This window comes from Aeropyrum camini SY1 = JCM 12091 (genome assembly GCF_000591035.1).
GTDB lineage: Archaea > Thermoproteota > Thermoprotei_A > Sulfolobales > Acidilobaceae > Aeropyrum > Aeropyrum camini.
In genome coordinates this window covers 1,442,206-1,466,970 of record NC_022521.1, presented here as the reverse complement: position 1 = coordinate 1,466,970, position 24,765 = coordinate 1,442,206, and the positions used below count along the sequence as shown (strand labels likewise).

At 58.7% G+C, this 24,765-nt stretch carries 26 protein-coding genes; 13 read left to right on the top strand and 13 right to left on the bottom strand.

The genetic code is table 11. The features are described from left to right. Positions 1–91: 91 nt before the first annotated feature. From ACAM_RS07665 to ACAM_RS07645, 5 genes are all read right to left on the bottom strand, one after another. Positions 92–1,570, bottom strand: coding sequence for an InlB B-repeat-containing protein (locus ACAM_RS07665; RefSeq protein WP_148706480.1), 1,479 nt, complete (start codon positions 1,568–1,570; stop codon positions 92–94). An 18-nt stretch (positions 1,571–1,588) separates the two neighbouring features. Continuing rightward, positions 1,589–2,782 carry a signal peptidase I gene (locus tag ACAM_RS07660; RefSeq protein ID WP_022542246.1) on the bottom strand — a complete coding sequence of 398 codons (1,194 nt, stop codon included), beginning with the start codon at positions 2,780–2,782 and terminating at the stop codon, positions 1,589–1,591. Positions 2,783–2,796: 14 nt separating this feature from the next. After that, positions 2,797–3,372: a hypothetical protein gene (locus ACAM_RS07655; RefSeq protein WP_148706479.1), complete on the bottom strand. Its 576-nt coding sequence runs from the start codon at positions 3,370–3,372 to the stop codon at positions 2,797–2,799. A gap of 165 nt (positions 3,373–3,537) precedes the next feature. Further along, positions 3,538–3,990 (bottom strand): hypothetical protein, encoded by a 453-nt coding sequence (locus ACAM_RS07650; RefSeq protein ID WP_148706478.1) that lies wholly within the window; start codon positions 3,988–3,990, stop codon positions 3,538–3,540. A 379-nt stretch (positions 3,991–4,369) separates the two neighbouring features. Then, positions 4,370–4,960, bottom strand: coding sequence for a hypothetical protein (locus ACAM_RS07645; protein WP_022542243.1), 591 nt, complete (start codon positions 4,958–4,960; stop codon positions 4,370–4,372). Positions 4,961–5,242: 282 nt separating this feature from the next. Here ACAM_RS07645 and thiW point away from each other — a divergent pair, with 282 nt between their 5' ends. The 6 genes from thiW to ACAM_RS07615 all read left to right on the top strand — a co-directional run bounded on the left by thiW (position 5,243) and on the right by ACAM_RS07615 (position 9,734). Continuing rightward, positions 5,243–5,797, top strand: coding sequence for an energy coupling factor transporter S component ThiW (gene thiW, locus ACAM_RS07640; RefSeq protein WP_022542242.1), 555 nt, complete (start codon positions 5,243–5,245; stop codon positions 5,795–5,797). Continuing rightward, complete coding sequence (locus ACAM_RS07635) at positions 5,751–6,257, top strand: hypothetical protein (RefSeq protein ID WP_022542241.1); 507 nt, start codon at positions 5,751–5,753, stop codon at positions 6,255–6,257. Before thiW ends, ACAM_RS07635 begins: the two co-directional genes overlap by 47 nt. Beyond that, on the top strand, positions 6,254–6,967 hold the full coding sequence (locus tag ACAM_RS07630) for an ABC transporter ATP-binding protein (protein WP_062661704.1): 714 nt from the start codon (positions 6,254–6,256) through the stop codon (positions 6,965–6,967). The genes ACAM_RS07635 and ACAM_RS07630 overlap by 4 nt, the downstream gene beginning before the upstream one ends. Further along, on the top strand, positions 6,940–7,644 hold the full coding sequence (locus tag ACAM_RS07625; RefSeq protein ID WP_022542239.1) for an ATP-binding cassette domain-containing protein: 705 nt from the start codon (positions 6,940–6,942) through the stop codon (positions 7,642–7,644). The genes ACAM_RS07630 and ACAM_RS07625 overlap by 28 nt, the downstream gene beginning before the upstream one ends. Then, positions 7,641–8,276, top strand: a complete 636-nt coding sequence (locus tag ACAM_RS07620) for an energy-coupling factor transporter transmembrane component T family protein (protein WP_022542238.1) — start codon at positions 7,641–7,643, stop codon at positions 8,274–8,276. Before ACAM_RS07625 ends, ACAM_RS07620 begins: the two co-directional genes overlap by 4 nt. A 75-nt stretch (positions 8,277–8,351) precedes the next feature. After that, a complete protein-coding gene (locus ACAM_RS07615; RefSeq protein WP_022542237.1) occupies positions 8,352–9,734 on the top strand; it encodes a bifunctional hydroxymethylpyrimidine kinase/phosphomethylpyrimidine kinase in 1,383 nt (460 codons plus the stop codon). A 16-nt stretch (positions 9,735–9,750) separates the two neighbouring features. On the opposite strand, the gene ACAM_RS07610 is transcribed toward ACAM_RS07615, so the two are convergent. From ACAM_RS07610 to ACAM_RS07585, 6 genes are all read right to left on the bottom strand, one after another. After that, positions 9,751–10,857 (bottom strand): L-threonylcarbamoyladenylate synthase, encoded by a 1,107-nt coding sequence (locus ACAM_RS07610; RefSeq protein ID WP_022542236.1) that lies wholly within the window; start codon positions 10,855–10,857, stop codon positions 9,751–9,753. Beyond that, positions 10,793–13,330, bottom strand: coding sequence for a tRNA(Met) cytidine acetyltransferase TmcA (locus ACAM_RS07605; RefSeq protein WP_232502292.1), 2,538 nt, complete (start codon positions 13,328–13,330; stop codon positions 10,793–10,795). The genes ACAM_RS07610 and ACAM_RS07605 overlap by 65 nt, the downstream gene beginning before the upstream one ends. 131 nt (positions 13,331–13,461) lie before the next feature. Further along, positions 13,462–13,926, bottom strand: a complete 465-nt coding sequence (locus ACAM_RS07600; protein WP_022542234.1) for a Zn-ribbon domain-containing OB-fold protein — start codon at positions 13,924–13,926, stop codon at positions 13,462–13,464. A 13-nt stretch (positions 13,927–13,939) separates the two neighbouring features. Next, complete coding sequence (locus ACAM_RS07595) at positions 13,940–14,485, bottom strand: Zn-ribbon domain-containing OB-fold protein (RefSeq protein ID WP_148706477.1); 546 nt, start codon at positions 14,483–14,485, stop codon at positions 13,940–13,942. Positions 14,486–14,499: 14 nt separating this feature from the next. Further along, a complete protein-coding gene (locus ACAM_RS07590; protein WP_022542232.1) occupies positions 14,500–15,684 on the bottom strand; it encodes a thiolase domain-containing protein in 1,185 nt (394 codons plus the stop codon). 26 nt (positions 15,685–15,710) lie between these two features. Continuing rightward, positions 15,711–16,868 carry a thiolase domain-containing protein gene (locus ACAM_RS07585; protein ID WP_022542231.1) on the bottom strand — a complete coding sequence of 386 codons (1,158 nt, stop codon included), beginning with the start codon at positions 16,866–16,868 and terminating at the stop codon, positions 15,711–15,713. A gap of 201 nt (positions 16,869–17,069) precedes the next feature. On the opposite strand from ACAM_RS07585, the gene ACAM_RS07580 reads away from it, so the two are divergent. Continuing rightward, positions 17,070–18,512 (top strand): short-chain fatty acid transporter, encoded by a 1,443-nt coding sequence (locus ACAM_RS07580; RefSeq protein WP_022542230.1) that lies wholly within the window; start codon positions 17,070–17,072, stop codon positions 18,510–18,512. A gap of 49 nt (positions 18,513–18,561) precedes the next feature. Here ACAM_RS07580 and ACAM_RS07575 read toward each other — a convergent pair whose 3' ends face one another. Then, entirely contained in the window at positions 18,562–18,834 is a 273-nt protein-coding gene (locus tag ACAM_RS07575) for a 30S ribosomal protein S28e (protein ID WP_062661779.1), read from the bottom strand. Between the two features lie 58 nt (positions 18,835–18,892). On the opposite strand from ACAM_RS07575, the gene ACAM_RS07570 reads away from it, so the two are divergent. The 3 genes from ACAM_RS07570 (at position 18,893) to ndk (ending at position 20,307) form a co-directional block, all read left to right on the top strand. Then, positions 18,893–19,084, top strand: coding sequence for a 50S ribosomal protein L24e (locus ACAM_RS07570; protein WP_022542228.1), 192 nt, complete (start codon positions 18,893–18,895; stop codon positions 19,082–19,084). Between the two features lie 46 nt (positions 19,085–19,130). Further along, positions 19,131–19,796 (top strand): LysE family transporter, encoded by a 666-nt coding sequence (locus ACAM_RS07565; RefSeq protein WP_022542227.1) that lies wholly within the window; start codon positions 19,131–19,133, stop codon positions 19,794–19,796. A gap of 85 nt (positions 19,797–19,881) precedes the next feature. Next, positions 19,882–20,307, top strand: a complete 426-nt coding sequence (ndk, locus tag ACAM_RS07560) for a nucleoside-diphosphate kinase (RefSeq protein ID WP_022542226.1) — start codon at positions 19,882–19,884, stop codon at positions 20,305–20,307. 32 nt (positions 20,308–20,339) lie between these two features. Here the strand turns inward: ndk and infB are convergent, their stop codons facing one another. Beyond that, complete coding sequence (gene infB, locus ACAM_RS07555) at positions 20,340–22,190, bottom strand: translation initiation factor IF-2 (RefSeq protein ID WP_022542225.1); 1,851 nt, start codon at positions 22,188–22,190, stop codon at positions 20,340–20,342. Between the two features lie 117 nt (positions 22,191–22,307). Between infB and ACAM_RS07550 the strand changes: the two genes are divergently transcribed. The 3 genes from ACAM_RS07550 to ACAM_RS07540 all read left to right on the top strand — a co-directional run bounded on the left by ACAM_RS07550 (position 22,308) and on the right by ACAM_RS07540 (position 24,743). Further along, complete coding sequence (locus ACAM_RS07550) at positions 22,308–23,018, top strand: S6e family ribosomal protein (protein ID WP_022542224.1); 711 nt, start codon at positions 22,308–22,310, stop codon at positions 23,016–23,018. Between the two features lie 70 nt (positions 23,019–23,088). Further along, positions 23,089–24,333 (top strand): translation initiation factor IF-2 subunit gamma, encoded by a 1,245-nt coding sequence (gene eif2g / locus ACAM_RS07545; protein ID WP_022542223.1) that lies wholly within the window; start codon positions 23,089–23,091, stop codon positions 24,331–24,333. Further along, complete coding sequence (locus tag ACAM_RS07540) at positions 24,300–24,743, top strand: hypothetical protein (RefSeq protein WP_022542222.1); 444 nt, start codon at positions 24,300–24,302, stop codon at positions 24,741–24,743. The genes eif2g and ACAM_RS07540 overlap by 34 nt, the downstream gene beginning before the upstream one ends. The last annotated feature ends 22 nt before the right edge of the window (positions 24,744–24,765 follow it).

Genomic DNA, 24,765 nt, shown 5'->3' with positions numbered 1-24,765 from the left:
ATCTATGTGTAATATCAAATCAAATGTATTTCTCTATAATTTGGTTTTTGTATCTTGTAATCCAGTCTTATTTTTACCAATCTACAAAAATTCATTCAGTTTTTTCGTCCTTCCGCTTCAACGCTATGAGAGCCTTCGGTATAAGTAGTGTGTAGCCAAGGTACAGTAGAATAATGACTGTTGAAACGGCGGCTAGGTTAAGGTAGAACCCCGTGTAATTCTTCACGTATACCGCCTCTATCTTCGCTGGGCCGGTGACGATGGCTGTGTCGCTGGGTTTGCTACTGTTGAAATCGCCTTTCCACCCGGCAAATACATATTTTATGCCGTACCCCGAGCTGACAGTCTCTGGGGCGTAAAGCTTTACTTTCTCGCCTAGAGAATACCATCCGTCGCCCCTGAGGTCCTGGATCTGCAGCACGTTCGACTCAACATCAACCCGGTATTGGACCTGCCATGTCGCCACAAGCCTAAGCGGCTTCTCAACATTAATGGTTAGTCTGGGACTAGGCGACTCCACGTCCCCCGTCCAGCCTGTGAATACGTACCTGGTATCCTCTCCAGCCTCCACAATATCTGGCACGCTCACCACAGCTATATCCCCGCTTCTGTAGTATCCCGAGCCCTCCACCTCTCCCACGGGCGTTAGAGCCTCCACATAGTAGTACCTGTCGTACTGTGCAACAAGTTGTGCAGGCGCCAAGACTTTCAGGCTGAGTGTTCTCGAGTCGAGGTCGACATCAGGATCCACAGCACCGCTTTCAACCTTCCAACCCGAGAAGCGCCACAACGCCTCGCCATCGCCCACCTCCTCCTGCGCAGTCACCGTTATTATCGAGCCCTCCTCGAACCATCCCCCCTCAGTCACCTGTGCCCCCTCAACTTCGGCTGAAACCTGAATCCTGTACTCTATCTTCCAGTAGGCCTTCACCGTCTTAGGCTCAAAGAGGTAAATGGATGTTTGGCTTAACTCGGGGTTATACCTCTCGCTCCACCTCAAGAAGGAGGCTCTCACTCCATCCCCAATTTCTATAGTATCGTCAACGCTTATCTCAACCAGGCTTCCCGCCGGATACCACCCCGAGCCCTTTGAGCTACCGTAGGGCGAAACCACCTCCAGGAAATACTGTTTTTCATACACAGCCACCACAGACTTGGGCTTATCCGCTACCACTGATACCTGCTTCTGATTTTCGCCGGTGTTCCACGTTTTGAAGACATACCTTTCACCGTCATCTGTGTACCATGTGTCTACTATCACCTCAACAGTATGTGTCGAACCCTCTTCCCATTCTAGCCGGATTGGCTGGGACGTGCTGGGGAAATAGATCACCCCATCCACGCTTATAGGCAGGCCAGAGGGGTAGGTGGCCACGTATATCCTTACGGTGTTCTCCTCCTGGGCATTAGCCGCTGGAGAGGCCAGGGTGAGCATGCCCAGGAGGAGTATCATCAGAGCTATCAGTTGTTTCAAATCTATTATACCACGTGGTATTTGTACTTTCAGATAGTTATATGTTCGGCACGTCATCATTGCCAAGCCACGTGACATCTCATCACCCACCGCCATACCAGAAAACACCGCTGGCTAGCCTCGTAAGATTGCGTTGAGCGCCTGTTTAAGCCATAGAGAAACTCCGCCGACATCAGGCACTACCCCGATCACCCTCCCCCTAACTTGCTCGGGCTTGACAGGGTCAGAGTCGGGGGCTTCGTTCGCGTCCCCCTTAGTTATGTACTCTATAGAGCCTCCGCCGCCTTCTCGAACCTCTATAACCCTATGTATCACCGGGCCGTTGGTGCTAGCATAGAGAATCACATCCCCAATTTTAACATCTCCAGGATCAACGCTCGAGACTATGACTATATCTCCCCTCTCAAGCTCGGGTTCCATGCTGCCCGATAACACCACTAGGGCGTAGTATCCGAGCAGGCCGTGGCTGAGCCACACTCCTACCACTGCGAGTATAGACAACCCTATCATGAGCCTGTCGGCTAGGGTTAGAGGCGATCCTAATGTTGGTTGGGCGGTCATCGATAGAAAAGTTATGACTATGACAGCCACAATAACATGCACTAGTATAGCGTCCGTTGTATACACGTTAGGAAGCACGGGCATCATAACCCATGCTAGAGCCGTCGGTAGCCTTAGGGAGACCGAGCCTATGTAGCCGTAGTATAGGCTTGCCACCCCGGCTGCCAGGTTAACTGAAAGCAATGGGAAAGCCCAGGAAGCAAAGTTTCTTACCCCCTCCCCCGATGTTAGACCCTCAACCTGAGATGGATTGAGATAAACAGCCATGATGAGCAGTGTTGACATTAGTATCGCTAATGCTGGACGCCTGTATCCCGTCCTCCAGATAAAAGAGGTCCTTAAGGCCTCCTCGCCAGCCACAAGTGCTAGAGATAATACAGAGTTGTAGAGTATATAATAAGGTGTGTGGATATAGGGGCTCTTACCTAGCCCCGTTAAAACGGTTCCAAATACAACGTATAGAGAAGCCATGAGGACTCCAGCGCCAAACGGTGCCAGCGGCGGGTACCTGCCGAGAACGCCCGAACTATGTATAAGGGGGCGCATAGCAATGAACCCGCCAGCCCCCAGTATGGCGGCTGTAAGAAGCCGGGCATCACCTCCTATGACGCCTAATCGCATGAGCCAGTGTGCCATAGCAGCTGAAAGGAGCAACGGCACTAAACTGCTCAGGCTGTTAATAGTCGATTCCGGAAGCCTCTCCCCGGCTGAGCCATGAAGCCGCGGCCCAGTCCCCCTGCTCTCCAAGTATAGCAATCCCCCTAGGGTCCGCAGTCAAAGCTGGTGTTGAACGTCTCAGCTGCGTCTTTCCAGTATACATAGTTATCCTGGTCTCCATTGACTAACGCGTCCTCAACAGCGGCTATGAGCGAAGAAGCGTCATAGACTGTGCCATCATAACTTATTTCGTAGCCATCCGCATACCCGGAGACGTGGTTGAGCCATAAGGCGAGAAGCTGAGCCTCAACCTTCTCTTCCATATCTGCGTAGGGCGGCTTAAGCACCGCTAGTGCCTCAGCCGCTCTGTCATAGATAGACGGCTGGTCGAAACTGAAAATCTGGGAAGAGCCGTTTATGGCTAGGAGCATGTCATCTAGTTCAGAGAGGGAGAAGAAACCACTCCCCTGAATTCCTAGAGCCGCCGAAAACTGGTGCTGCCAGAACCCCTTGCTCCTGGGGCAAGTGTAATCCGCGACAGATACTCCCACTGAGATGTTCAAATCCTCACTCCACAACCCTTTAGACGGTGGTATTGACAGGGCGGCCGCTAGGATCGTTAGTAGTACTAGCACTATGGCAAGCCCTGGCGGACTCCGAGTTCTTCCATCGGACTTCAAAGAGATACATCCCAAATATTATAGTTATAATTCAAAGTATATAAGTTTTTGCACAATAATATCGGATTTAATCGAGAAAAAATAAAATGTTCACCCCGCAAGGGGTGTATAGGCCCTATGCTCGCTTCTGCCCGTTACAGCGTCTACTCCTACCAGTAGCCTAGGTTAGTCCTCCGACACAACCATGTCGTACTCGTTCCACTGAACAGCCTGGAGTACAACACAGAAGTTGTAGACCTGGTTCTCATCAGCCTCCTGGACCACCACTATATCCATGCCCATAGCGGCGTCCTCAAGAGGCTCCAGCTGAACGCCGAAGTTGTTACCCCACCACATCAGTATGTCACCGTCGAAGAGGTAGACTCCTTGGTCTTCAATTTCGTTCTTATTTATCTCGTGATATGGACCATGGTCTATTGTGTTATCGCAGTTCTCGTCTATCCAAACCTGAGCTATCTTTATAGGAACAGTGCCATTGTTTCTAACGTCGAATGTTAGCTGTGTGTAGTAGAATGGGTATGCATTGTATATGTTGAACTCTAGTGTATCCCAGTCGCCGTCACCATCGGTATCATGTGGTATCACTTCGTCGCAGCCGACGTCCTTTGTCACCCTCACCGGCGACTGACCACTCCAGTCATAAGGCGAGGAGAACGGTGGGGTTCCCTGCGGGTATAGGTTCCAGTCGTCTCCAGATAACGGTGCTGTACTTTCTGGGTCACCATCGTCGGGTAAGTAGCATGGGTCCTTGCTTTGCCAGCTGTTGTCTATGAACTCCCAGTCAACTTCGCCTGTGTCTGCTGTCATGCTTATACTAAGGTCCTCGCTCCAGAGTGCAAAAGCTCCTGCAAGGGCAGAGACAGCCATTACTGCGAGCAGTGTTGCCAACACGCCAGTCTGTTTATTCATTTTCACCACATCCTTCATTGTTCATTTATATAAAAATATTATGAAATTTAGGTTATACCTCCGTCACACCTAGTCTATATCCTTGTTATTACGGTGAGGTGAACTCGTTCCACTGGACTACCTGAATTTCTATTGTCGCATTGTATGTCGAGTTCTCATCAGCATCGTTGCTAAGGTGAATCACCAGGAAGTCGTAGCCAACGTCACCAGGTTCGAGCTGTGTGCCAACTACAAAAGTATCCGGCGGGTTTAGATCTAGGTCATCATAGAAGCCGAACTCCTCGGCAACTGGAGATATCTCATCGGTTGTGAATTCAATTGACTGCACCTTGAGCGGTATAGTGCCAGTGTTCTCAAGGTTCAGCTCACACCAGTATGTTATGCTGGGGTATGCGTTCGTTATGGTAACGTCGATACTCTTACCGTCTTCACTCAATACACAGGATATGCTGGACACATCCTTGACCGTGGGATCAGGCTCGCCCATGCTGGTTGCTATGTCTTCCTCGTTGTCGCCCATACCTTCTACACTTAGAGCTGCGTCGAGCTCTCCCGTCTCGACCGTAACGTCGATCGTTAGGAGCTCGTCCCACAGGGCGAACACGCCCCCGAGACCCGCGGCCGCCAGCAGCGCCAGCATTAGCACTGCAGGGGCCTTAGCTATGTCTCCTAGACTCAAGATGTTTACACCTTTTTCTTTTGGATTCTTGACGCCAGGAAGCCATTGTCCTTGGCGGGTGCACGCACCCGCCTCGGCCCCTAGAGGGGTTTTGGCTCTCCTGGAGTCCGGTAGTTGTTAGTAAGGTGATAGTAAACTTACAGGTTGCCCACCACGCGTTACCCCAGGTTTATAAGCATCCTCTATATCCTCGGACTGTTAAGACGGCTTAACATATAAAACCTTAATTTATATCCTCCGACATGAGGTTTTACTCTTGGCCAGTGGTAAAGGTGGGAAGTTGTGAGCCTCAGCCACCTCGGGCCTGAGAGGAAGCTTGCGCTGGCCGCTATCTTGGGAGGGCTGGCGGTCTCCCTCAGCGTCATCAGGATTGATGTAGGGCCTACAAAGGCTTTGCCGTGGCAGCATATGGTTAACGTGGTCGCGGGCGTCATCCTCGGGCCGTGGTGGGCCAGCGGTCTCGCCCTCGCCGTTGGGCTCGTTAGAATGGCCCTCGGTATTGGGACCATCTACAGCATCCCCGGCGGCATACCAGGCGCTCTTCTTGTAGGTCTGGGTGCAGTGGCCCTGCTGAGGCTAGGTAGAAACCCCATACCGGCGGGTCTTCTGGAGCCTCTCGGCACCGCCGTCGTAGGCTTCCTCCTTGCCCTCTACATTTTCGCTCCTCTCATGGGGGATGTCGAGGCGTGGAGAAGCGCGTTGACAGTTATATGGCTGGGGTGGCTTGCCAGCACTCTTATAGGAACAACCTTAGGTGTGGCGGCGCTCGTAGCGCTGGAGAGGAGCGGGGTTGTACGGCTCAGGCCTCCTGATAGTGGGCGAGCAGGGGAGGGGTAAGACGAGGCTTACATGGTACATAGCCAGCCTCCTAGCCAGGCTGGGGCTAGAGGTTGTGGTGGCTGACTTCGCCCCTGACGTTGCAGGCGTGGGGAGGCCGCTCCCCCCAATACCGGGTGCCAGGGTGCTGAGGCCCCGGGGGCTTAGGGCGCCTAGGCTGGAGTCGCGGGGAGACTGTAGAGTGGCGTGGAGGCTGGCCAGGTATAACGCTGTGCGGACAAGCAAAGTGTTGGAGGAGGCTGCGGGGGAGCCTGGGGATGTGTTGGTTGTGAACGACGCCACCATCCACCTCCACTCAGGCGGCCTAGGGCTTCTGCTAAAAGCCGTGGCTAGACACAAGGCCAGCGTGGTCAACGCCTACCTCGGTAGGAGCCTTGGGGGTGGATGTGGTATAGCGGCGAGGGAGGCCCGCATGGTCGCCATGCTGGGGGAGGTCCTGGGTAGGGTGTGGAGGGTTTGACTGTACTCCGGCTTAGGGGGGTGTGGTACCGCTACCCGGGTGGAGATTGGGTGCTGAGGGGTGTAAGCCTTGAGGCCCCAAGGGGTGTCACGCTTCTAGCAGGCCCCACCGGGGGTGGGAAATCCACTATTCTGAGGGTGGCTGCGGGGCTGGCGACGAGGATATATGGAGGCGAGCTGAAGGGGGAGGTCGAGGCTCTCGGGAAGCCTATGCTGGTACCCCAGGATTACGACCTCTTCATCCTCTCGCTGACGCCCCGGGAGGAGCTGGAGTACTGTTTCGAGTCCTCTGGCCTGCCGCCGTGGGAGGCCCGGAGGGAGGCGGTGAGGCTGGCTGAGGAGCTGGGCATCGAGGACCTCCTCGACAGGAGGGTTTCCAGGCTCTCTGCGGGGGAGAGGCAGAGGGTTGCTATCGCCAGCGCCCTGGCTCTCGGTGCGGAGGTGCTACTGCTAGACGAGCCCCTCGCCTACCAGGACCCGGTTGGCGTGGGGAGGCTCCTCGGACTACTGCAGAGGCTGGAATTGGAGGGTGTGGTCGTGGCGGAGCATAGAGTACACTACCTCCTGCCTATAGCCAGGAGCATATACCTCGTGGCCGAGGGCAGAGCCCGGCCTCTGGGCCGGGAAGAGGCGGGCCAGGTGCTGGCGGAGGTCCTAGAGCCGGGGTTGGGGGGTGTGGAGTCGTGTACGCGTGGCTGTTCCAAGGGGTGAGTGTTTGGGGGAGACTGTGGGAGGTGTCCCTCTCCATCCCCACTGGTGTAACAGCAGTCCTAGGGGCGAACGGCAGCGGGAAAACGACGCTCCTCAAACTCGCAGCGAGGCTGCTCAAGCCTGATAAAGGCCTGGTCATAGGGCCTAGGAGGGTTGGGGCAGCCCTACAGAACCCCTATCTAGGCTTCCTAGGCCCCACTGTGGCCGAGGACCTGGCCAGAACCGCTGGAGGTAGGGGTGCAGCCCTCAGCCTCCTTAGGGAGGCTGGGCTGGAGTATGCCGCGGAGAGGAGCCCCTTCACGCTAAGCATGGGGGAGGCCAGGATACTCTCTGTCCTCATGGCCGTCTCCTGGCAGCCTGAGGCGGTTGTTATAGACGAGCCCACGAGCGGTCTTGACGTGAGTGGGCGGAGGTGGCTCGCCAGGGTTATAGCGGGGCTGGACACGCCGGTCCTCATAGCAGGCCATGACCTAGACTTTGCCGCCGCAGTGGCGGACTGGGCCGTCGTCCTGGGCGAGGGTAGGGTTAGGGCTGAAGGCTATATGGACACAATACTCGAGACGATATCTAGGAGGCCTGATCTAGGGCTGGAGCCCGGTCCCGCGGTCAAGGCGGCTCTAGAGCGGGGGTTAGACCCGCGCTGCACGGCTCGATGTGTTTACGGTGTTGGACGGTGAGCCCGAGGCTGCATCCCCTCACAGCCATGGCCTCTATACTAGCAGTGTTCACCCTACTCTACCTTGACAAGCCCATAACCGCGACACTCCTGGGTGCAGCCCTAGCAGTTGCGGGCGGGGTGTTCACACGCGCCCCCGGTCTAGTCCTATGGCTCGCCGTCCCCACCCTCGCCGTAGTGTGGGTATTCCACGGTCTAGAGGCCGCAGTCGATACTTCGCTTAGGGTCCTCTCAGTCGCCCTAGCCTCCAGCGGGAGCCTCTCTATGGTCGGGCTCCACGAGTTCAGGCGCTTCCTAGAGGCCCTGGGCCTTAGCCCCAGGCTGGCTATACTCCCTGTGCTTATAGCCAGGCAGGCTGACGCCTCCATCAGCCAGGTGCTCGAGGCTCTCGACGCTCTTAGGGGGAGGGGGCTTAGGGGTTGGAGGGCTGTGGCGGGGCTGGCTATCCCCCTCCTAGCCTCGGCCTTCTCCTCCTCAGCTATACTGGCGGAGGCTATCGCAGCCAAGGTGCCTGGGGAGAGGCGTGGCCCGCGTGGCCTCCGTGCGGTGGGGAGGCCTGGTGTCTGGGACGCGGCGGCTGCAGCATTCACACTCGCCCTCCTGCTCGCCGGGGTTCTCCTGGGCCTGCCTTGAAGAGCCTGGTACATGCTAATAGTCTTTACTACTGGCATGTATAAAATAACACTGGCTCTCCGGGGGTGTGCTGTAGTGGCTCCTGTGAGGAGGACGAGGATCCCCGTCGCGTTGACTATCGCGGGCAGCGACAGCGGGGGTGGGGCCGGTATACAGGCTGACCTGAAGACGTTCGCCGTCATGGGAGTCCATGGAACCTCAGCCATAACAAGTATAACAGCCCAGAACACCCTCGAAGTCAGGGCCATCCACGACGTGCCCCCCGAGGTTGTTAAAGCTCAGGTCGAGGCTGTTGCCGACGACCTGGGGGTGGACGCTGCTAAGACGGGTATGCTCAGCAACACGGGGATAATACAGGCCGTTGCAGAGGTTGTCGACAGGTACGGCTTCCCCCTGGTAGTTGACCCCGTCATGGTCGCCAAGAGCGGGGCCAGGCTTCTGAGGCCCGAGGCGGAGGAGGCTCTGAAGAAGCTCATAATACCTCGTGCAACCGTTGTTACCCCCAACGCCCCCGAGGCCGAGGTCCTCACCGGGGTTAGGGTTGTAGACCTCGATAGCGCCAGGGAGGCGGCGAGGATTATAGTTGAGGAGATGGGCGCGGAGGCTGCGGTCGTCAAGGGGGGCCACCTCAGGGGGGAGTACGTGGTAGACGTCCTCTACCATAAGGGGGGTTACAGGCTTTTCAAGGAGAGGAGGATAGAGAAGGCCACCACCCACGGGACGGGCTGTGCATTCAGCGCAGCCATAGCGGCGGGCCTCGCCAAGGGGAGGAGCGTGGAGGAGGCTGTTGAGGTCGCTAAAAAGTTCATAACCATGGCCGTGGACTATGGCCTGGAGATAGGGGGTGGCCACGGCCCTGTGAACCCGGTGGCCTGGCAGGCCATACCCGCGGGGAGGTGGGAGGTCCTGGAGAACCTCGAGAAGGCCGGGGAGATGCTTAGGCAGGCCGAGGATGTAGTTCACCCCCTCGTACCCGAGGTCCTCATGAACCTGGCCATGGCGATACCCTACCCCTACGCCAGAACCCCTCTAGACGTTGCTGCGTTCCCAGGGAGGATAGGGGTGTATATGGGTAGGCTCGTCTTCAAGGGCAAGCCCGAGTTCGGGGCCTCCAGGCATATGGCCCGCCTGGTCCTCGCTGCAATGAGCATTAACCCCGACATCAGGGCTGCAGCCAACATTAGATATTCGAGGGAGGTGGTTAGGGCGGCCGAGGACCTCGGGCTCCAGGTCTACCGGGGTGATAGGGGTGCTGAGCCTCCTGATGTTAAGGCTAGGGAGGGGGGGACCCTCCCCTGGATGCTTAGGAGGGCCTACGAGGGCCTCGGCAGGCTGCCTGAAGTGATATATGATGAGGGTGAGGTGGGTAAGGAGCCGATGGTGAGGGTGCTAGGGAGGACGGCGGTGGATGTAGCCCGGGTGATAGTTGATATAGCCAGGCGGGTCGCCCGGGGCTAGCGTGGAGCACGCCCCTCTAGGCCTCCACCCTTCTTGAAGCAGCTTTTCTAAGCCTGTTCATGACGGCGAGGCCGATTCCCCTCTCAGGGAACGGCAGGATTATAGCGACGTCAACCGCGCCTACCTCGTCGATCCGGCGGAGAGTCTTGAAGAGCCTCCTAGCGGCCACGGTCGTATCGTATAGGGGTCCCAGCCTGAATATCCAGGCTGGCTTGGCGCCCCGTCGCAGCAGCATGGAGGCTACGGTGTCGACGAGCTCGTCGGGGCCGGCGAGGGCGAAGCGCATCCCCCGGGCCTTCACAGCCTCCCTTACAGCAGCCTCGATAACCCTCTCAACAGCCCGGGGGTCGCCGTCGATTAGTATCAAGGGTGTTTCCGGGGCGTAGTGTCTATACTTCATCCCTGGCGCCAGAGGCCTCTCCGAAGCCCTGAGCCCCCTGGCCTCCGGGGGGACAACTACCCGCTCCCCCAGCAGCTTCTCGAGGACCTCCACGGGTATGGGGCCGGGCCTTAGCAGCACGGGAGGGGTCCTGGTGAGATCCACTATTGTCGACTCTACCCCGAAGAAGGTCTCGCCAGCATCGAGTATCACATCAACCCTGCAGTCCAGATCCCTCACGACATGCTCACCGCTGGTCGGGCTCGGCCTTCCGCTCGGGTTGGCGCTCGGAGCCGCAACAGGCCTGCCAGCAGCCTCTATCATCTCCAGGGCTACCCTGTGGGCGGGCATCCTGACGGCCACCGTGCCGAGGCCGGCGGTGACGACGCTGGGGACCTCGGGGCTCTTGGGGAGCACGACCGTTAATGGTCCTGGCCACAGCTTCTCCACGAGCTTGAGAGCCCTCTCCGGAATCTCGGCGGCCACCAGACGGGCCATCCTGAGGCTTGATACATGGACTATCAACGGGTTGTCAGGGGGCCTCCCCTTAACCTCGAATATCCTGGCCGCCGCCCGGGGATTCAGGGCATCCGCCCCCAGGCCGTAGACGGTCTCCGTGGGGAAGGCAACTAGCCCCCCGCGCTTTATAGTCTCGGCGGCCCTTTCTACAGCCCTCCTGTCAGGCTTCTCGGGGTCCAGCCTGTATATCTCGCAGCTCCTCCCCACCCCGGTTGAGGACCTCACTGAGCTCCACCCCTACCCTAGAATCCTCGGTAAGGCCGAAGAGGTCCCGGGAGATCTTTCTCACCGCATCCTTCAGCGTGGTCATCACCTTGTGCTCCCTAACCCCCAGCTCCTGGGCCACCTCTCCCCAGCTCTTAGCCTGGAGCACCTTAGCCACCAGGACCTTCTTCTCAAGCTCCCCCAGCTTAGGCCTGGCCTGGGGCTCCATAACCCAGTAGGAGAGGGCCAGCTCGCGTATTATGTCGGTCGCCGCCTCGTAAGTCATGGGCCCGTAGTTGTAGATCCAGAGCCTGTCCAGCTGTATCCTCGTAAGCCTGGGCCTGTAGCCGGGCTCGAGCGCCTTAGGCTCCATCTCGAGCAGGAGCATCGCGTCGCCGAGCTCCATGTCGCTGTAGGTGTCGTGGAGGCTGTTCAGCAGTTTAAGCTTGAACTCTCTGGCCGCAACCATTATCGCCTTCTCGGCCCTATCGGTTATGGGCTTCATGACGAGGCTCGTGTACTCACCGCTGACAGGGTTCCTGTCCGGGCTGAGGTGGAGTACCAGGAACCCGTTCTTAAGCCAGAACCTGAGGAGCTGCTCGTTTATGCCGAAGCCGCTGCCCAGCCAGTCGTAGCCTCTCTCCACGCTCTCCTCGTAGAGCCTCGAAAGGAGCCAGCTGCCAACCCCCCTTCCCTGGACTTCGGGGTGTGTGGCTATCCTGACTATCCTCCACCCGACCATCCTTCCAAACTCCCGTATCCTAGCGTGCTTCAGCATCCTGTCGGGTATTATGTTGCCCGCGATCTTCTCCCCCCTCAGAAGCCTGTCTATCAGGTCCTCACCAAGACCACCCTCTTCAGCCACCTGGGCCGCGCTGACGATCTTCCCCTTCCCCGAGGTCCTCACAGCCCTTATGCTGTGATGGGGGGCATCAGCCAGCATACCAAGGTCGTCGGGCTCGTTCCTATAGTGGGCTAGAACGTATATCCCGAAGAGCTGCCTCAGCGTGTCCTCGCCCTCCGGGCTGAAGAGCCAGCTGGGGTCGAGCTTGAGGTACTCTAGCCTCCCCTCCCTTATATCCTCCAGGTCCTCCTCATCCAGCTCAGCCGGCTCCGCGTTGAGGAGCAGGGTGTTGTAGAGCCACTTTTCAATCGGGTCTTCGGGGGCGTATCTTATGGGCTCTTCCATCTTAAACTCCCTTATTATCGTGTCGCCGCTCTTCTTCACAGCGGAGAGGAACCTGACGTTGAAGCCCCTGCCTGCTCCCTCGTAGCCGTGTATCGTGGCTGAGAACACGAGCCTCCTATGAGCCCTCCATATCTTGTGGAGGAGTGGTACGTGTATCCCGCTCGCCTCGTCCACCGCCACTATATCCCCCTGAAGCCTCACCACCGTCGCCGGCTCCCAGTACTCGAGGCTGAACTTCCTCCCCTGGATCTCTATTATCCTGCCCCCCCTCCTCACGGGCTTGGGGTCTAGCCCTAGGGTCTCCGCAGTCTTTAGAGCGAGCTCCATAAGGCTCTGAACGTTGCCGGGGCTGGGCGCCGTCACTATTATCCTCACCCTATGTTTGACCTTGCCCAGCTCGTTGGCCAGCGCCACGAGGCCTATGCCGAGGGCGCTGCTCTTACCGCGGCCCCTGTCAGCGGTTATCACAATCATCTTCCTCCTCCCGCGAGGCGGCTTGTCGTAGAGCCACTCAATCAGCCTCACCGCCTCGAGCTGGTCCTGGGTTAGGGCGAGCCTGTACACCTCGGGTGGGAAGAGGCTCTTCTTAGGGGGCTTTGGCTCCCGCCTCCTGTACTCGCCCGGCTCCTCAGGCTCGCCGCTCAAGATCTTCCTCGAGTCAGCGTCGTAGACTATGATGCCCCTGTTGTGCTCCAGGAGCTTCCTCTTAAACCATGTTATGAATATGTGCCTCGGCTCCTCATGGCCCGGGACTAGAAGGTTTCTCTTGAAGAGGGTTAGGGACCTGTCCCACCTGTCCCAGGATGGCGCCTGCAGTATGATGATGCCACCCCCCTCGACAACCTCCACCAGCCTCCCCACATCGTTCGGCTTGAGGTCGTTAGTCAAGTCGAGGACGAGCGCCTGGAACGTGGTGCCCAGGAACCTGTCGCTCTCCTCATACCTGGCCGTAACCTGCTCTAGCATACTCCCCTTCTCCTTCACAGCCCTCTTAACAATCTCCTTCCTCAGCCTGGCGTCGTCGAACTCGTCGTGGAACATGTAGAGGATCTTGAGCGGCCTCCTCTCCACCGTCCTGCGGTAAACCCTCTCAAAGTATAGGAGGAGCCTTGCAGTGCCGGCACCAACCCTCACGGGGTCGGAGCCGCTGACGACCACCATCACCCTATGCCTCTTAGGTATGGCAACCCTTAGAGCGGCGCCCACAAGCCTCACTAGCCTTGTAAACCCCGGCCCGGCAGCCCTGTTGAGGTCCTTCAGCACCTCTATAGCCTCCCGCTCAATCTCAACCCTGCTCTTCAACACCCACCAGCCCCCCGGCCCGGCGACGTGTGGGCGGGCGCCCGGGGCATGCTCCCTCTTAGGAGGAGCACCTTGTGTAGGGTAGAATGGGTGGAGGGTTTAAAATATGGTGACTGGGATGGGCTCCCCTAGGGTCACGCTTGTGCCGAGGGCTTGAAGTGTAGTATGTCCAGTATGTTGCCCTTCCTCTCCTCCGGCGGCCTGAAGACGGGCTCCACAGGCATCCCTATATATATCTCTTCTGGATCTGCATCTACATAGTGGACTAGGGCGCCCTCAGCGTCTTCCGGCGCTATCACGGCTATGATGATCGGCTTCTCCAGAGGCTTCCCCTCCAGGCTCTCGTGGACCACGGTGTAGGATTCCACATACCACGGCCCGAGGACCTCGGCGATCTCGCCCCTAGTCATGTCGGGGCAGAAGGTGGTAGGCGGCACGTAGACTGTGTCGCCACACTTGGTACCAACTATCCTTCCCTCACGCAGTGCCTTAGCAAACTCTAGGCCGTGAAGCCCCGGGGTGTATACATACTTCTCAACCTCCATCCTCCCCGGAAACCTGTAGACCGTCCACGGGTTTTTACTCCACTGGGCGTTCACAACCGCCACCCCCCTAGCTTTTCACGGGCTCGAAGCACTCTAAATCCGTCACGCTGCCTATCCTCTCCTCTGGAGGCCTCCACCGCGGCCTAACCTTCATCCCTATAACCCTCCCCGTCATAACGTCCTCCTCGCTGACGCCGCACAGCTTGTGGAACATGCCCGGGAACTCGTACTCGTCCCCTTTTCCAGAGTAGCCTGGCGCATAGAGCCTCACCACCGCTATTATCTCCGGCTTCTCCATCCTCTCCCTGAAAGTTGAGATGTAGCTAACAACAGCCGTGTGGACCTCGCCCTCACCACTAACCTCGACCCACTCGCCCGTGGGCGCGAAGCAGTATTCGCAGTAGCTCCTAGGAGGCACGTAGACCCGGCCGCAGCGCGGGCACCTAACCCCCAGTATCCTCCCCTCTCTAAGGCCCTGGAGGAACCTGCTCTGCGCCTGGCCTGCGGAGAACATGTACTTGGCCTCCGGAGTATGCTCCACCAGGCCGGGGAGAGCCCTTAGATCCTTATCGCTGAGGTAAGTACCGGGGAGCTTCTTACCGCCATCAGGCACCACACACCACCCCCCTAGTTGCCCATGACCACAACCGTCCCGGCCTGCATAAGGTCGCCCCAGGCCTGGGCGACGCCCCGGTGCACCGGCTTCTTCACCTGTCTGGCGCCAGCCTCGTATCTGAGCTGCCAGAACAGCTCGGCAGCCTTCATAAGCCCCGCAGCGGCTATGGGGTTGCCCACCCCGAGGAGGCCGCCGCTGGGGCTTGTGGGCAGCTCCCCGCTCCTGTCAAACCACCCCTCCTCCAGGAGCTTGGGCGCCTCGCACGGCCTCGCCAGCATTAGCCCTTCTATATGGTGGAGCTCCTTATAGTCGAATGGGTCGTAGGGCTCCGCGAAGTCTATGTCCCTCCACGGCCTCTCGATGGCAGCCATCTTGTAGGCCATCCTGGCCGCGTACTGCACGTACCTAGGATAGCCAAGCTCCCTGTTGTACCAGTGTGTATTATCCAGGGTCCAGCCGACGCCCTCTATCCAGACGGGGCTATCGGTTATCCTCCTCGCCTCGTTCTCGCTCGCCAACACGAGGGCGGCGGCACCGTCGCTAACCGGGCTGACGTCCAGCCTGTTGACTGGCCACACGAGGACCTCGCTGTTCAGCACATCCTCCACGGTAATGTTTGCAGCAGCCTGGGCCGCGGGGTGGTCGAGGGCATTCCTCTTGTTCTTAACGCTCACCAGTGCTATCGTCTCCTTGGAGGCGTTGCACTTGTGCATGTACCTCCTCATCTCCAGCGCGAAGATCCACAGGAGGTTCGGGCCGAGAGGCCTCTCTAGCACGGGGTCCCAGATGTAGGCGAACACTCCCTGGGGGTGGGGTCTGGCAGGGCTCATCTTCTCCTCGGCTACAGCCAGCACGGTCCTGCATAGGCCGCTGGCGACGTGCCACCACGCTGCTATAGGCACGAAAACACCCGTGCCGCCGCCGACGTAGACCCTCACAGTAGGCTTGAAGAGGCCTCCGCTGCCGTCAGCCAGGTACTCGCCCTTCATGTGCACCCCGTCGAAGGCGTCTGGGGCGCTGCCGATTACGACGCAGTCTATGTCCCTGATTGTTAGGCCGGCGGAGTCGAGAGCCTGCTTCGCCGCCTCCCACGCGAGCTCCCGGGGCGTCTCCAGCATTCTCCTCCTGAAAAGGGTGATGCCCGCCCCCACTACAGCTACCTTACTCTTAACATGGATGTTAGGCCTGGAAACCATCACACATACACCCCCACAATAGAGTTCTAGACCCCGAGTATAACCGCCATGGCGGTCCGGGTAGGGGGCCCACGCCAGGAGACAACCAAAGCCCTCTCCCTCCCTGGCTCAATCTCCTCACCCATAGACAGCAACCTCTCGTAGGCCTCCAGAACCCGGCATCCCCCGGTAGCCTCTAGGGCCACGCCCGCGGCCAGGCTCCCCCCGCTGGGGTTTACTGGGTAGCTTCCCGTCGGCTCCGTGTCACCGGCCTCCAGCATGCTGTAGGCCTCCTCCGCGCTGGCTATGCCAGCCTCCTCCATGGAGAGTATCTCCATGAAGGAGTACCTGTCCTCGAGCTCGGCAAAGCTTGTAAAGGTCTGCGGCTTTCCGCTCAGCCCTGCCATGGCCTTGGCCATATCCACGGCCATTCTAATGCTGGGCATCGCATCCCACTGGTGCCACGCCAGCGAGCCGGTTCCAGACTCGGTAGACCAGCCAACCCCCTCTATCCATACCGGCGTGTCTGTATGCCTCCTAGCGGCCTCCTCGCTCGCCACCAGCATGACTATTGCAGCGTCGCTGAAGGGGGCTATATCATACCACGTCAAGGGATCAACAACTGGCTTAGCCGATAACACGTCTCCAACGGTCACAGGAGCGGCGTGGCCAGCCCTAGGGTTGGAGAGCCCCGCGTTCTTGTTCTTAGCAGCCACCATAGCCAGGGTCTCTCTTCCAACGCCCGTTCTGGCTAGGAACGCGTTAGCCATAAGCCCTCCCAGGAAGTGGGGGTTCGGAGGGTTGAGGGGCCTCAGGTAGAGGGGGTCTAGAGCCATGTCGAGCACCCCCTTCATGGTGGCTATGTCGCTCGGCTTTGCGTGGGCCTCGACAGCGACAAGGTCGAAATAGCCTGTCCTCACGAGCATCACAGCCTGTCCGAGGCACTGGATAAAGTCTCCGGCAACCGTTGAGGTGGGCCTGAGTACCCCCCCTATGGGCTCTGGGGCGAACTCGTCGGTTATCGCTATCCCCTCCCAGTAGTCCTCCTGGCAGGAGAAGAAGGCGTCCACATCCCTCCTAGGGTCCACGCCTGCCCGGCTATAGGCCCGCATAGCCGCCTCGAACATCATTTCCCTGAAACTGAGCTCCCCTACTTCAGGCTTGAACCCGTACCAGCCTGCGGAGACTATAGCAGCCCTGGCCAACTCGGAGCCCTCTTAACCTAAGGGTTTGGTGTAGTGCTGAAATAGTGTCCGCCTTGGCGTGTAATGACTCGCCAGCCCTTATCGCTGGGCTCGGTTTTGATTCTTGGACGAGTGGCTCTTCGATAGTATATATTTTAGTAAGTTGAAACAACTTGACTGCCTCCCGCCCCCGGGTAATGTTGATGTAGAGGGGTGGGTTTATTGGGGGATGAGGTTAGGCGGCCCTTCCTCGAGGCCTTCGGCGAGTCTTTGGAGCGCAGAGTCAGGGGGGTTATGCCCGACCCGTTCATCTTCGCCATACTCCTGACTTTCATAGCCATAATACTCGACCTAATCCTGCTCAGGCCCATCCAGCATGTGGGGCTGGGTGGCACTGTCAAGTTCCTAGTCTACAGCGCGTGGTACGGCGGCTTCTGGAAGCTCCTCACCTTCAGCATGCAGATGACCCTTATACTGGTGACGGGCTACGTAATAGCCTACCACCCCCTCGTATACAGAATTCTCTCCAGGATAGCGAGGCTGCCGAGGGACACGAAGCAGGCCGCGGTTCTAGCGGCCGGAGTCTCCATAGCCCTCTCCTACCTCAGCTGGGGCCTCAGCCTAATCGGCGGTGCTATACTGGCTAGGGAGATAGGGAGACAGGCCTCCCTGCAGGGGAGGAAGATCCATTATCCAGCGGTCGTAGCCGCCGCGTACAGCGGGCTCGGGCTAACCTGGCACTGGGGCCTCACCGCCAGCGCCCCGCTCCTGATGAACACGCCGGGCCACTTCCTGGCTAGCGTTGTGAAGGAACTCTACGGCACGGAGACCGTGCCCCTCTCACAGACCATCTTCCACCCCTACACCATCATAAACTTCCTGCTGATAACTCTGGCCGCCCTGGCTATCTACTGGCTTATAAGCCCATCACGAGGGCCGGTTAGGGGGATAGAGGAGTTCGATCCTGAAGCTCTTAAGGAGGAGGCCCCCTCGGGCGAGAAGCCTAGGGTGGAGACTCTCGCGGACAGGCTGGAGAACTCGAGAGCCCTAGCGATACTCACCGTCATCCTCGGCTTCACGGCGGTCGCCATAGAGCTGTACACGAGGGGGATAAGCAGGGCGCTCAACCTGAACACTATGAACTTCATATTCCTCATGACAGGCCTCCTACTATACGCGAACCCCATGAGCTACGCCAGAGCCTTCTACAGGAGCGTCACCTCCGCAGCAGGTGTTATACTGCAGTTCCACTTCTACGCCGGCATCTTCGGCCTTCTCAACACGCCGTTCGAGCCCCTTGGCAGGAGCTCTGCCCAGATAATTGCAGAGGGTCTTGCCAACGTGTCAACACCCTTCATATGGCCTGTGGTGGCATTCATAACCGCAGGCATAGTCAACCTTTTCATACCCAGCGGCGGCGGGGAATGGGCTGCCATAGGCGAGATACTCGTTAGGGCTGGCCACGAGCTAGGAGTCCCTATAGGTAAGACTATAATAGCTTATGGCTTCGGAGACTCGTGGACAAACCTCCTCCAGCCATTCTGGGCGATACCGCTGCTCGACATAACCAGGACGAGGGCCAGAGATGTCTTCGGCTACACCATAGCCCTAATGATACTTATAGCCCCCGTGGCCGCGGTAACATTAACCCTAATACCCTACTAGCCAGGCTTTCCCACCTTTTTAGAGGTTTAGGAGCGGCGGGGCCCGGTGTCTACCGCCTGCCGCTCAGCTTTCTCGCCTCCCTCTCGGTCTCCCTGAGTATGAGTATGTCTCCTATCCTGACAGGGCCTATAACGTTCCTGGTCAGTATCCTACCCTTATCCCTGCCCTCCAGTATCCTAACTCTAACCTGCGTCACCTCACCAGTAACCCCTGTACGGCCTATTATCTGTATAACTTCGGCTGGGAAACCGAACTCCTCTATAACGCTACTCCTCTCCCCCTCTCTAGCCGACAACCCTTCAGGCACCCCGGGGGATGTCATGGGGGTGAAGACTATTAAGCCTCTCGCATAACCCTCAAGGGTGTTGGGTGTCCATAGAATGCCCAAGTCGAGGACCTGCAGCTTCTGCGGCGGGAGCATAGAACCCGGCACAGGGGTTATGTACGTGCTCAGGAACGGCCAGGTACTCTGGTTCTGTAGCAGCAAGTGCTACAAGAACTTCGTGAAGCTTAGGCGGAAGCCCGATAGGCTAGAATGGGTTAGGAAGGTTAAGAAGAGCCTGCTGGACTAGGGCGCCCGCCACCCGTTCATGGGGGCCTCTTCGGCGGTGTGGAGGGGTGTCTGGCGAGGAGGGTGGCCTAGCCAGGCTGGCTGTTAAGACTGTGCTTATAACACCTAGCGGCGCCCTCTCCCCAGGCCCCCTCTCCCTAAGCGCCATAGTGGCGGGCGCCTACCTAGGGTGGGTGGGGGGCGTTTTCGTGGCTCTCGGCCACATGGCCTTCGAACTCCCCTTCGTGTTCCTCCTTCTAAAGGCTAGCTCCTCTATCGAGTTGTACATAAAGAGGCTCTACCGCCCACTTACCACCGCCATCTCGCTCTTTATACTCTACTTCTCGATCCTATCCTTCGAAGCCGCAGCCAGAGGCCCTGGGGCGGGTAACAGCGCCATACCCCTCGAGCCTTCTAGCTATGCCACCGCCTTTGTAATAGGCGTGGTACTCACGGGGTTCAACGCCCACTTCCTCCTCTGGTGGGTTAGCGTAGGCTTCCCACTGATAACGGGGGCTGCAAGGAGCCCTCCCCTCGGGGCGCTGGTTATGTATGCTAGCCACGTGTGGATGGACTTCGCTTGGCTTGCACTCCTAGCGGGGATGGGTGATGTGGCGTCCACGTTCGCCCCAGCCTACAGGGCCCTAATGGCTCTGGTGGGGCTTATGCTCCTCCTCTTCGCATTCGACCTCCTGGCCAGAGCCTGGCTCGGCAAGCGCCTCCTCCCACTCTAGTGTTAGGGGAGCCACCCCTGCGCCCCGCTGAGCGGCGTATCCTTATTATCCCTACGATCCAGAGTCAAAGCCCCGGTGGAGTCGAATGGCTGTGGAGAGGACTCTCCTCGTGGTCAAGCCGGACGGCGTGGTGAGGAGGCTTATAGGCGAGGTGGTGTCGAGGGTGGAGAGGAAGGGGCTTAAAATAGTTGCCATGAAGATGATGAGGCTGACGAGGGAGAAGGCTGAGGAGTTCTACAGTGTCCACAGGGATAAGCCCTTCTTCGGTGAGCTGGTGGAGTTTATAACCAGCGGCCCGGTCGTGGCGATGGTAGTCGAGGGTGATGAAGCTGTGAACGTTGTCAGGCTGATGATAGGGGCTACCGACGGGAGGAAGGCTGCGCCTGGAACTATACGAGGCGACTTCAGCCTCGATATAATGAAGAACATAGTTCACGCCAGCGACTCTCCTGAAAGCTTCCAGAGGGAGTTCAAGGTTCTGTTCAGCGAGTCGGACGTTGTTGAGTGGTAGACAGTGGCTGAGGGCGTCTAGCCCTCGCTCCTCTAGCCCGCACGCTTTATTTTAAGCCTGAGAAGCACCTTGCTGTATTCGCTGTCCCCCGCCTTCCTCTTAATCTCCGCTATCTCCCTGAGAACGTCGAGCTCGTCCTTAGACACGAGGTCCTTGAACTCGGTGAGTATATTGTAGGCGTGCTGGGCCGGGACGTTCGTGTAGAGTATATCCCCCTCGCTGGCGTGCCTCCCTATAAGTATCCTCCCCTGTATCGAGATGGCAACGGCCGCCCCGAGCCTTGCCTCCTCGAGGCTCCTGTCCCTATCCTTTATAGCCATTATCCTCCCCAGCTCCCTCCCCTGGCTGTCCATAACCGGGTAGCCCGGCCTTATCACGCCCCCGAGGACCTCGACGCCGACTATGGCGGGGTCGCTCCTCCTGAACACGTAGCCCGGCAGTATCCTGAACTTCCCGGGCCTGATCAGACTGTTGAGCGCCCTCAGCCTCTCGGCCTCCTTCTCGCTCTTAACCCACTCCTCGTAATCCTCGATAAGCTTGTATATAACGCTCTCCCTGAAGATCCTTACACCGGCCCTCGCCGCCTCCTCCTCGGCCTCCGGGAGGACCTTCACGTTGAAGGCCAGCACTACACCTAGGTACGGGTCTATCTTGCGGGTGACCGCGGCGTCCAACACGTCGGATCTCGATACGGGGCCTATGTCTGCAAGCCTGACTGGGACCCCCCTCCTCCTGAGCGCCTCCACCAGGGCCTCCAGAGTCCCTAGGGTGTCGGCCTTAACCACAACCCCTATATTCTCGGTCCTGAACCTCAGCTCCTCTATCTCCCTCTGAACCGCCTCCATAAGCCTTCTAGCCTGCTCCTCATTCTCCGCCGCATATATGGGGCTGCCAGCTATAACGTCGTCAAGGCCCGGCGCGGCTATCCTAACGCCAGCCGCGGCGTAGACGCGGTCCACCTGGACGAACCTCGCCTCCCTACTCCTGATGTCCTGGAGCGGCGCTGGCATGAGGAGGGCTCTCACCCTGGTCACAATAGGCCCCTCCCTCCCGCCGACCACTATTATATCCTCCTTCTTTAGAACCCCCTCGTATATGACGGCGTCTACCACAGTGCCGAAGCCCTGCATCTCCTTGACCTCAAGGACGACACCCTTGGCCGGGCCCTCAGCGTACCTCAGCCTATCCCTGAGGTAAGTCTGGGTGAGGCCTGCCAGCACGGCCAGCAGCTCTGGTATACCCTCCCCAGTCCTGGCGGAGACCGGAACTATGGCTATCTTCTTCCTGAAGTCCTTTATCCTCGTGAAAAGCTCCGCTGGCAGGCCCGCCTCATACATCTTGCCTACAATCTCGTACACCCGCTGCTCCAGTATCTCCCTCACCTTCGGGTCCTGCTTGCGTATGGTCTCTATGAACGGAGCGTCGGGGTGAGGCTTCCAGCCGGGTATACGGTCTATCTTGTTCGCCGCTATCAGGAAGGGCACCCTCCTCTCCTTAAGGAGCTCCAGAGCCTCGTAGGTCTGAGGTTTGAACCCCTCCATTATGTCGACAACTAGTATTGCGAAGTCGGCTACGCTGCCGCCGCGGCGCCGGAGGTTTGAGAATAGTTCGTGGCCAGGCGTGTCTATGAAGAGGAGGCCGGGTATAACAAGCTTAACAGGTATAACCTTCTTAAGGGGCTCTGCAACCTTCTCGATAACCTCCGCGGGTACGATGCTCGCGCCTATATGCTGCGTGATCCCCCCAGCCTCCTTCGCCGCAACCGCCGTCCTCCTAATCTTGTCAAGCAGGGTCGTCTTACCGTGGTCTACGTGGCCGAGGACGACCACTATAGGCTGCCTAAGCCTCCTCCCACCAGGCCTGGTGTCACCGTCTCCAGACATGAATTCCACCCCGTTGAGATATAGGGTGTCTCGTTAAAGCTAATTAGGCCGTGGAGTCCTCACCCAACGTGTGGGCTGGACCCCAGGGTGGGGTCCGGCGTTGGAGGTGCGTGGAGAATGGCTGAGGAGAGACCTCCACTAAGGGTGGTGATATCCGATCCCCGCGCCGGGGATAAGGTTGTAAGGGTTAAGGTAAAGGGGGTAGACGACATAGAGTATACCGACGATATGAGGAAGACGAAGGAGTCTGACAGGAGGAAGCTCCCCATAGCAAGGGTCAGCAGGAAGCTTTTCGAGGAGCTGAACCTCGGCGAGGTGGGCGTGCTTACCCTGAGGTTCAAGACACCAGACGGCAAGAAGGTGAAGGTCCCGTTCAAGGCGGAGGTGAAGGAGGATCTTGAAGACAATGTTGTCGAGGTTAACATGGAGCTCCTCGGAGAGGCCGCCGGGGAGCTCGAGGCGGAGGCAGACGCGTTTAGAGCCAAGTCCTGGCAGATAGCCGTCCCCGACGAGGTCCACGTGAAGCTAGCAGGCCTCGAGATAGGGGACGTGTTCGACGGAAGCCTCATAGGCATGCCGGGCCTCAAGTTCAAGATAAGAGGTGGGACGGACGCGACGGGAATACCGATGCACCCGGGAGTGCCGGGCTCGGGAAGGTACAAGGTGCTCCTAGCAGGCCCCCCGGGATTCCACCCCAGTGAGAGGGGTGAGAGGAGGAGGAAGAGCGTCAGGGGGAGGATGATACCCGACCCGAGGGGTGAGAGGAGGAAGACGGCGCTAGCCCAGCTTAACATAGTCATCCACTACGGCGGCAAGGAGGAGGCGTGAAGACCCCCTGGGGCGGGCCTCCCTCTTTATACCCTCCAGCCAGACCCCTATAATGCCCGGGTTCTGTGCCTTGAGCGTTGGAGACAAGCGCCAGCCCGAGGTAAACATCGGTGTTGTTGGCCACGTAGACCACGGTAAGACCACGCTTGTCCAGGCTCTTACGGGAGTCTGGACTATGAGGCATAGCGAGGAGATAAGGCGTGGCATGACCATCAAGCTGGGCTACGCCGACGGGGAGGTTTGGGAGTGCGAGGGCTGCGGCTTCCCCGAGAGGTTCAGCCCGGAGCCCGTGTGCGAGTGCGACCCGCAGGCAAGCGCCTCCCTGAGGAGGAGGGTCAGCTACGTCGACGCCCCGGGCCACGAGATATTGATGGCGACGATGCTGAGCGGTGCAGCGCTCATGGATGGGGCCCTTCTGGTGATAGCCGCCAACGAGCCCTGTCCACAGCCCCAGACGAAGGAGCATCTGGTCGCTCTTGAGATTATAGGTATAAAGAACATTGTTATCGTCCAGAACAAGGTAGACGTGGTGTCTAGGGAGAGGGCTAAGGAGAGCTACCAGGAGATACTCGACTTTATAAAGGGGACGATAGCCGAGGGGAGCCCGATAATCCCGGTGAGCGCTCTGAAGAGGGCTAACATAGACGCTGTACTGGCCGCGATAGAGAAATTCATACCCACCCCTCCCAGGGACCTGGATAAGCCTCCCGTGATGTACATAAGCAGGAGCTTCGACGTCAACAAGCCGGGCACACCGCCCGAGAGGCTTGTGGGGGGTGTGGTTGGAGGGAGCATTATACAGGGGGTCTTCAGGGTTGGCGACGAGATTGAGATAAGCCCTGGAGTGGCGGTGAGGAAGCCCGGGGGGAGGGTGGAGTATGTGAGGCTCCACACTACCATCACCAGCCTGAGATTCGGAAGTATAGAGGTTGAGGAGGCGAGGCCCGGGGGTCTCGTCGCCATAGGCACTCAGCTCGACCCTAGCGTGACCAAGGCCGACAACCTGGTGGGCAACGTCGTCGGCAAGCCGGGTATGCTGCCCGAGCCCCTCACCACCCTCAGGATAGAGCACCACCTGCTCGAGAAGGTGGTTGGCATGAAGGAGGAGACCAGGGTTGAGCCTATCAGGCGGGGGGAGATGCTAATGCTCTCCGTAGGCACGGCTATAACACTGGGGGTAGTCACGAAGGCTGGGAAGGATGAGATAGAGCTGCAGCTCAGGAGGCCGGTGGTGACATGGCCGAAGGCGAGGGTCGCCCTGAGCAGGAGGATAATGGGGAGGTGGAGGCTCATAGGCTGGGGCCTGGTAAAGTAGTTGTCCTCCTAGACTCGAACACACTCATCCTAATGGCCTCAGGCGCCATAGCCCCCAGCATGATTTTGGAGGCGATAAACTCCCGCTTCACCCCGGCCACCACATCAGCGGTGGTGGCAGAGCTGGAGAGGCTCGCGGGTGCACACGGGAAAAGGCTCCTGGGTAGGAGGGCGCAGACCGCCCTCAGGCTCCTCAGGCAGATGGGGGTAGAGGTCCTCGAGACCGAGAGCAGAGACGCCGACGACAGCCTCGAGGAGGCCGCCGAGAGGCTCAAGACGGTGGGAGCCAGGGTTTACGTCGCCACCAGCGACAGGAGCCTGAGGAGGAGGCTCCGCCGGAGGGGGGTGCCGACCGTCTACTACAGGTCCTCGGAGGCCAGGCTGGAGGCCGACTGGTGGGACGCCCTGTAGCTGGTAGAGGCCCTACTATATT

Bases quoted from the DNA above. Each gene is read 5' to 3' on its own strand.
- ndk (WP_022542226.1), top strand. From the start codon at position 19,882: ATGGCTGTGGAGAGGACTCTCCTCGTGGTCAAGCCGGACGGCGTGGTG.
- ACAM_RS07550 (WP_022542224.1), top strand. From the start codon at position 22,308: ATGGCTGAGGAGAGACCTCCACTAAGGGTGGTGATATCCGATCCCCGC.
- ACAM_RS07665 (WP_148706480.1), bottom strand. From the start codon at position 1,570: ATGGCGGTGGGTGATGAGATGTCACGTGGCTTGGCAATGATGACGTGC.
- ACAM_RS07575 (WP_062661779.1), bottom strand. From the start codon at position 18,834: ATGACATCCCCCGGGGTGCCTGAAGGGTTGTCGGCTAGAGAGGGGGAG.
- infB (WP_022542225.1), bottom strand. From the start codon at position 22,190: ATGTCTGGAGACGGTGACACCAGGCCTGGTGGGAGGAGGCTTAGGCAG.
- ACAM_RS07590 (WP_022542232.1), bottom strand. From the start codon at position 15,684: ATGGTTTCCAGGCCTAACATCCATGTTAAGAGTAAGGTAGCTGTAGTG.
- ACAM_RS07570 (WP_022542228.1), top strand. From the start codon at position 18,893: ATGCCCAAGTCGAGGACCTGCAGCTTCTGCGGCGGGAGCATAGAACCC.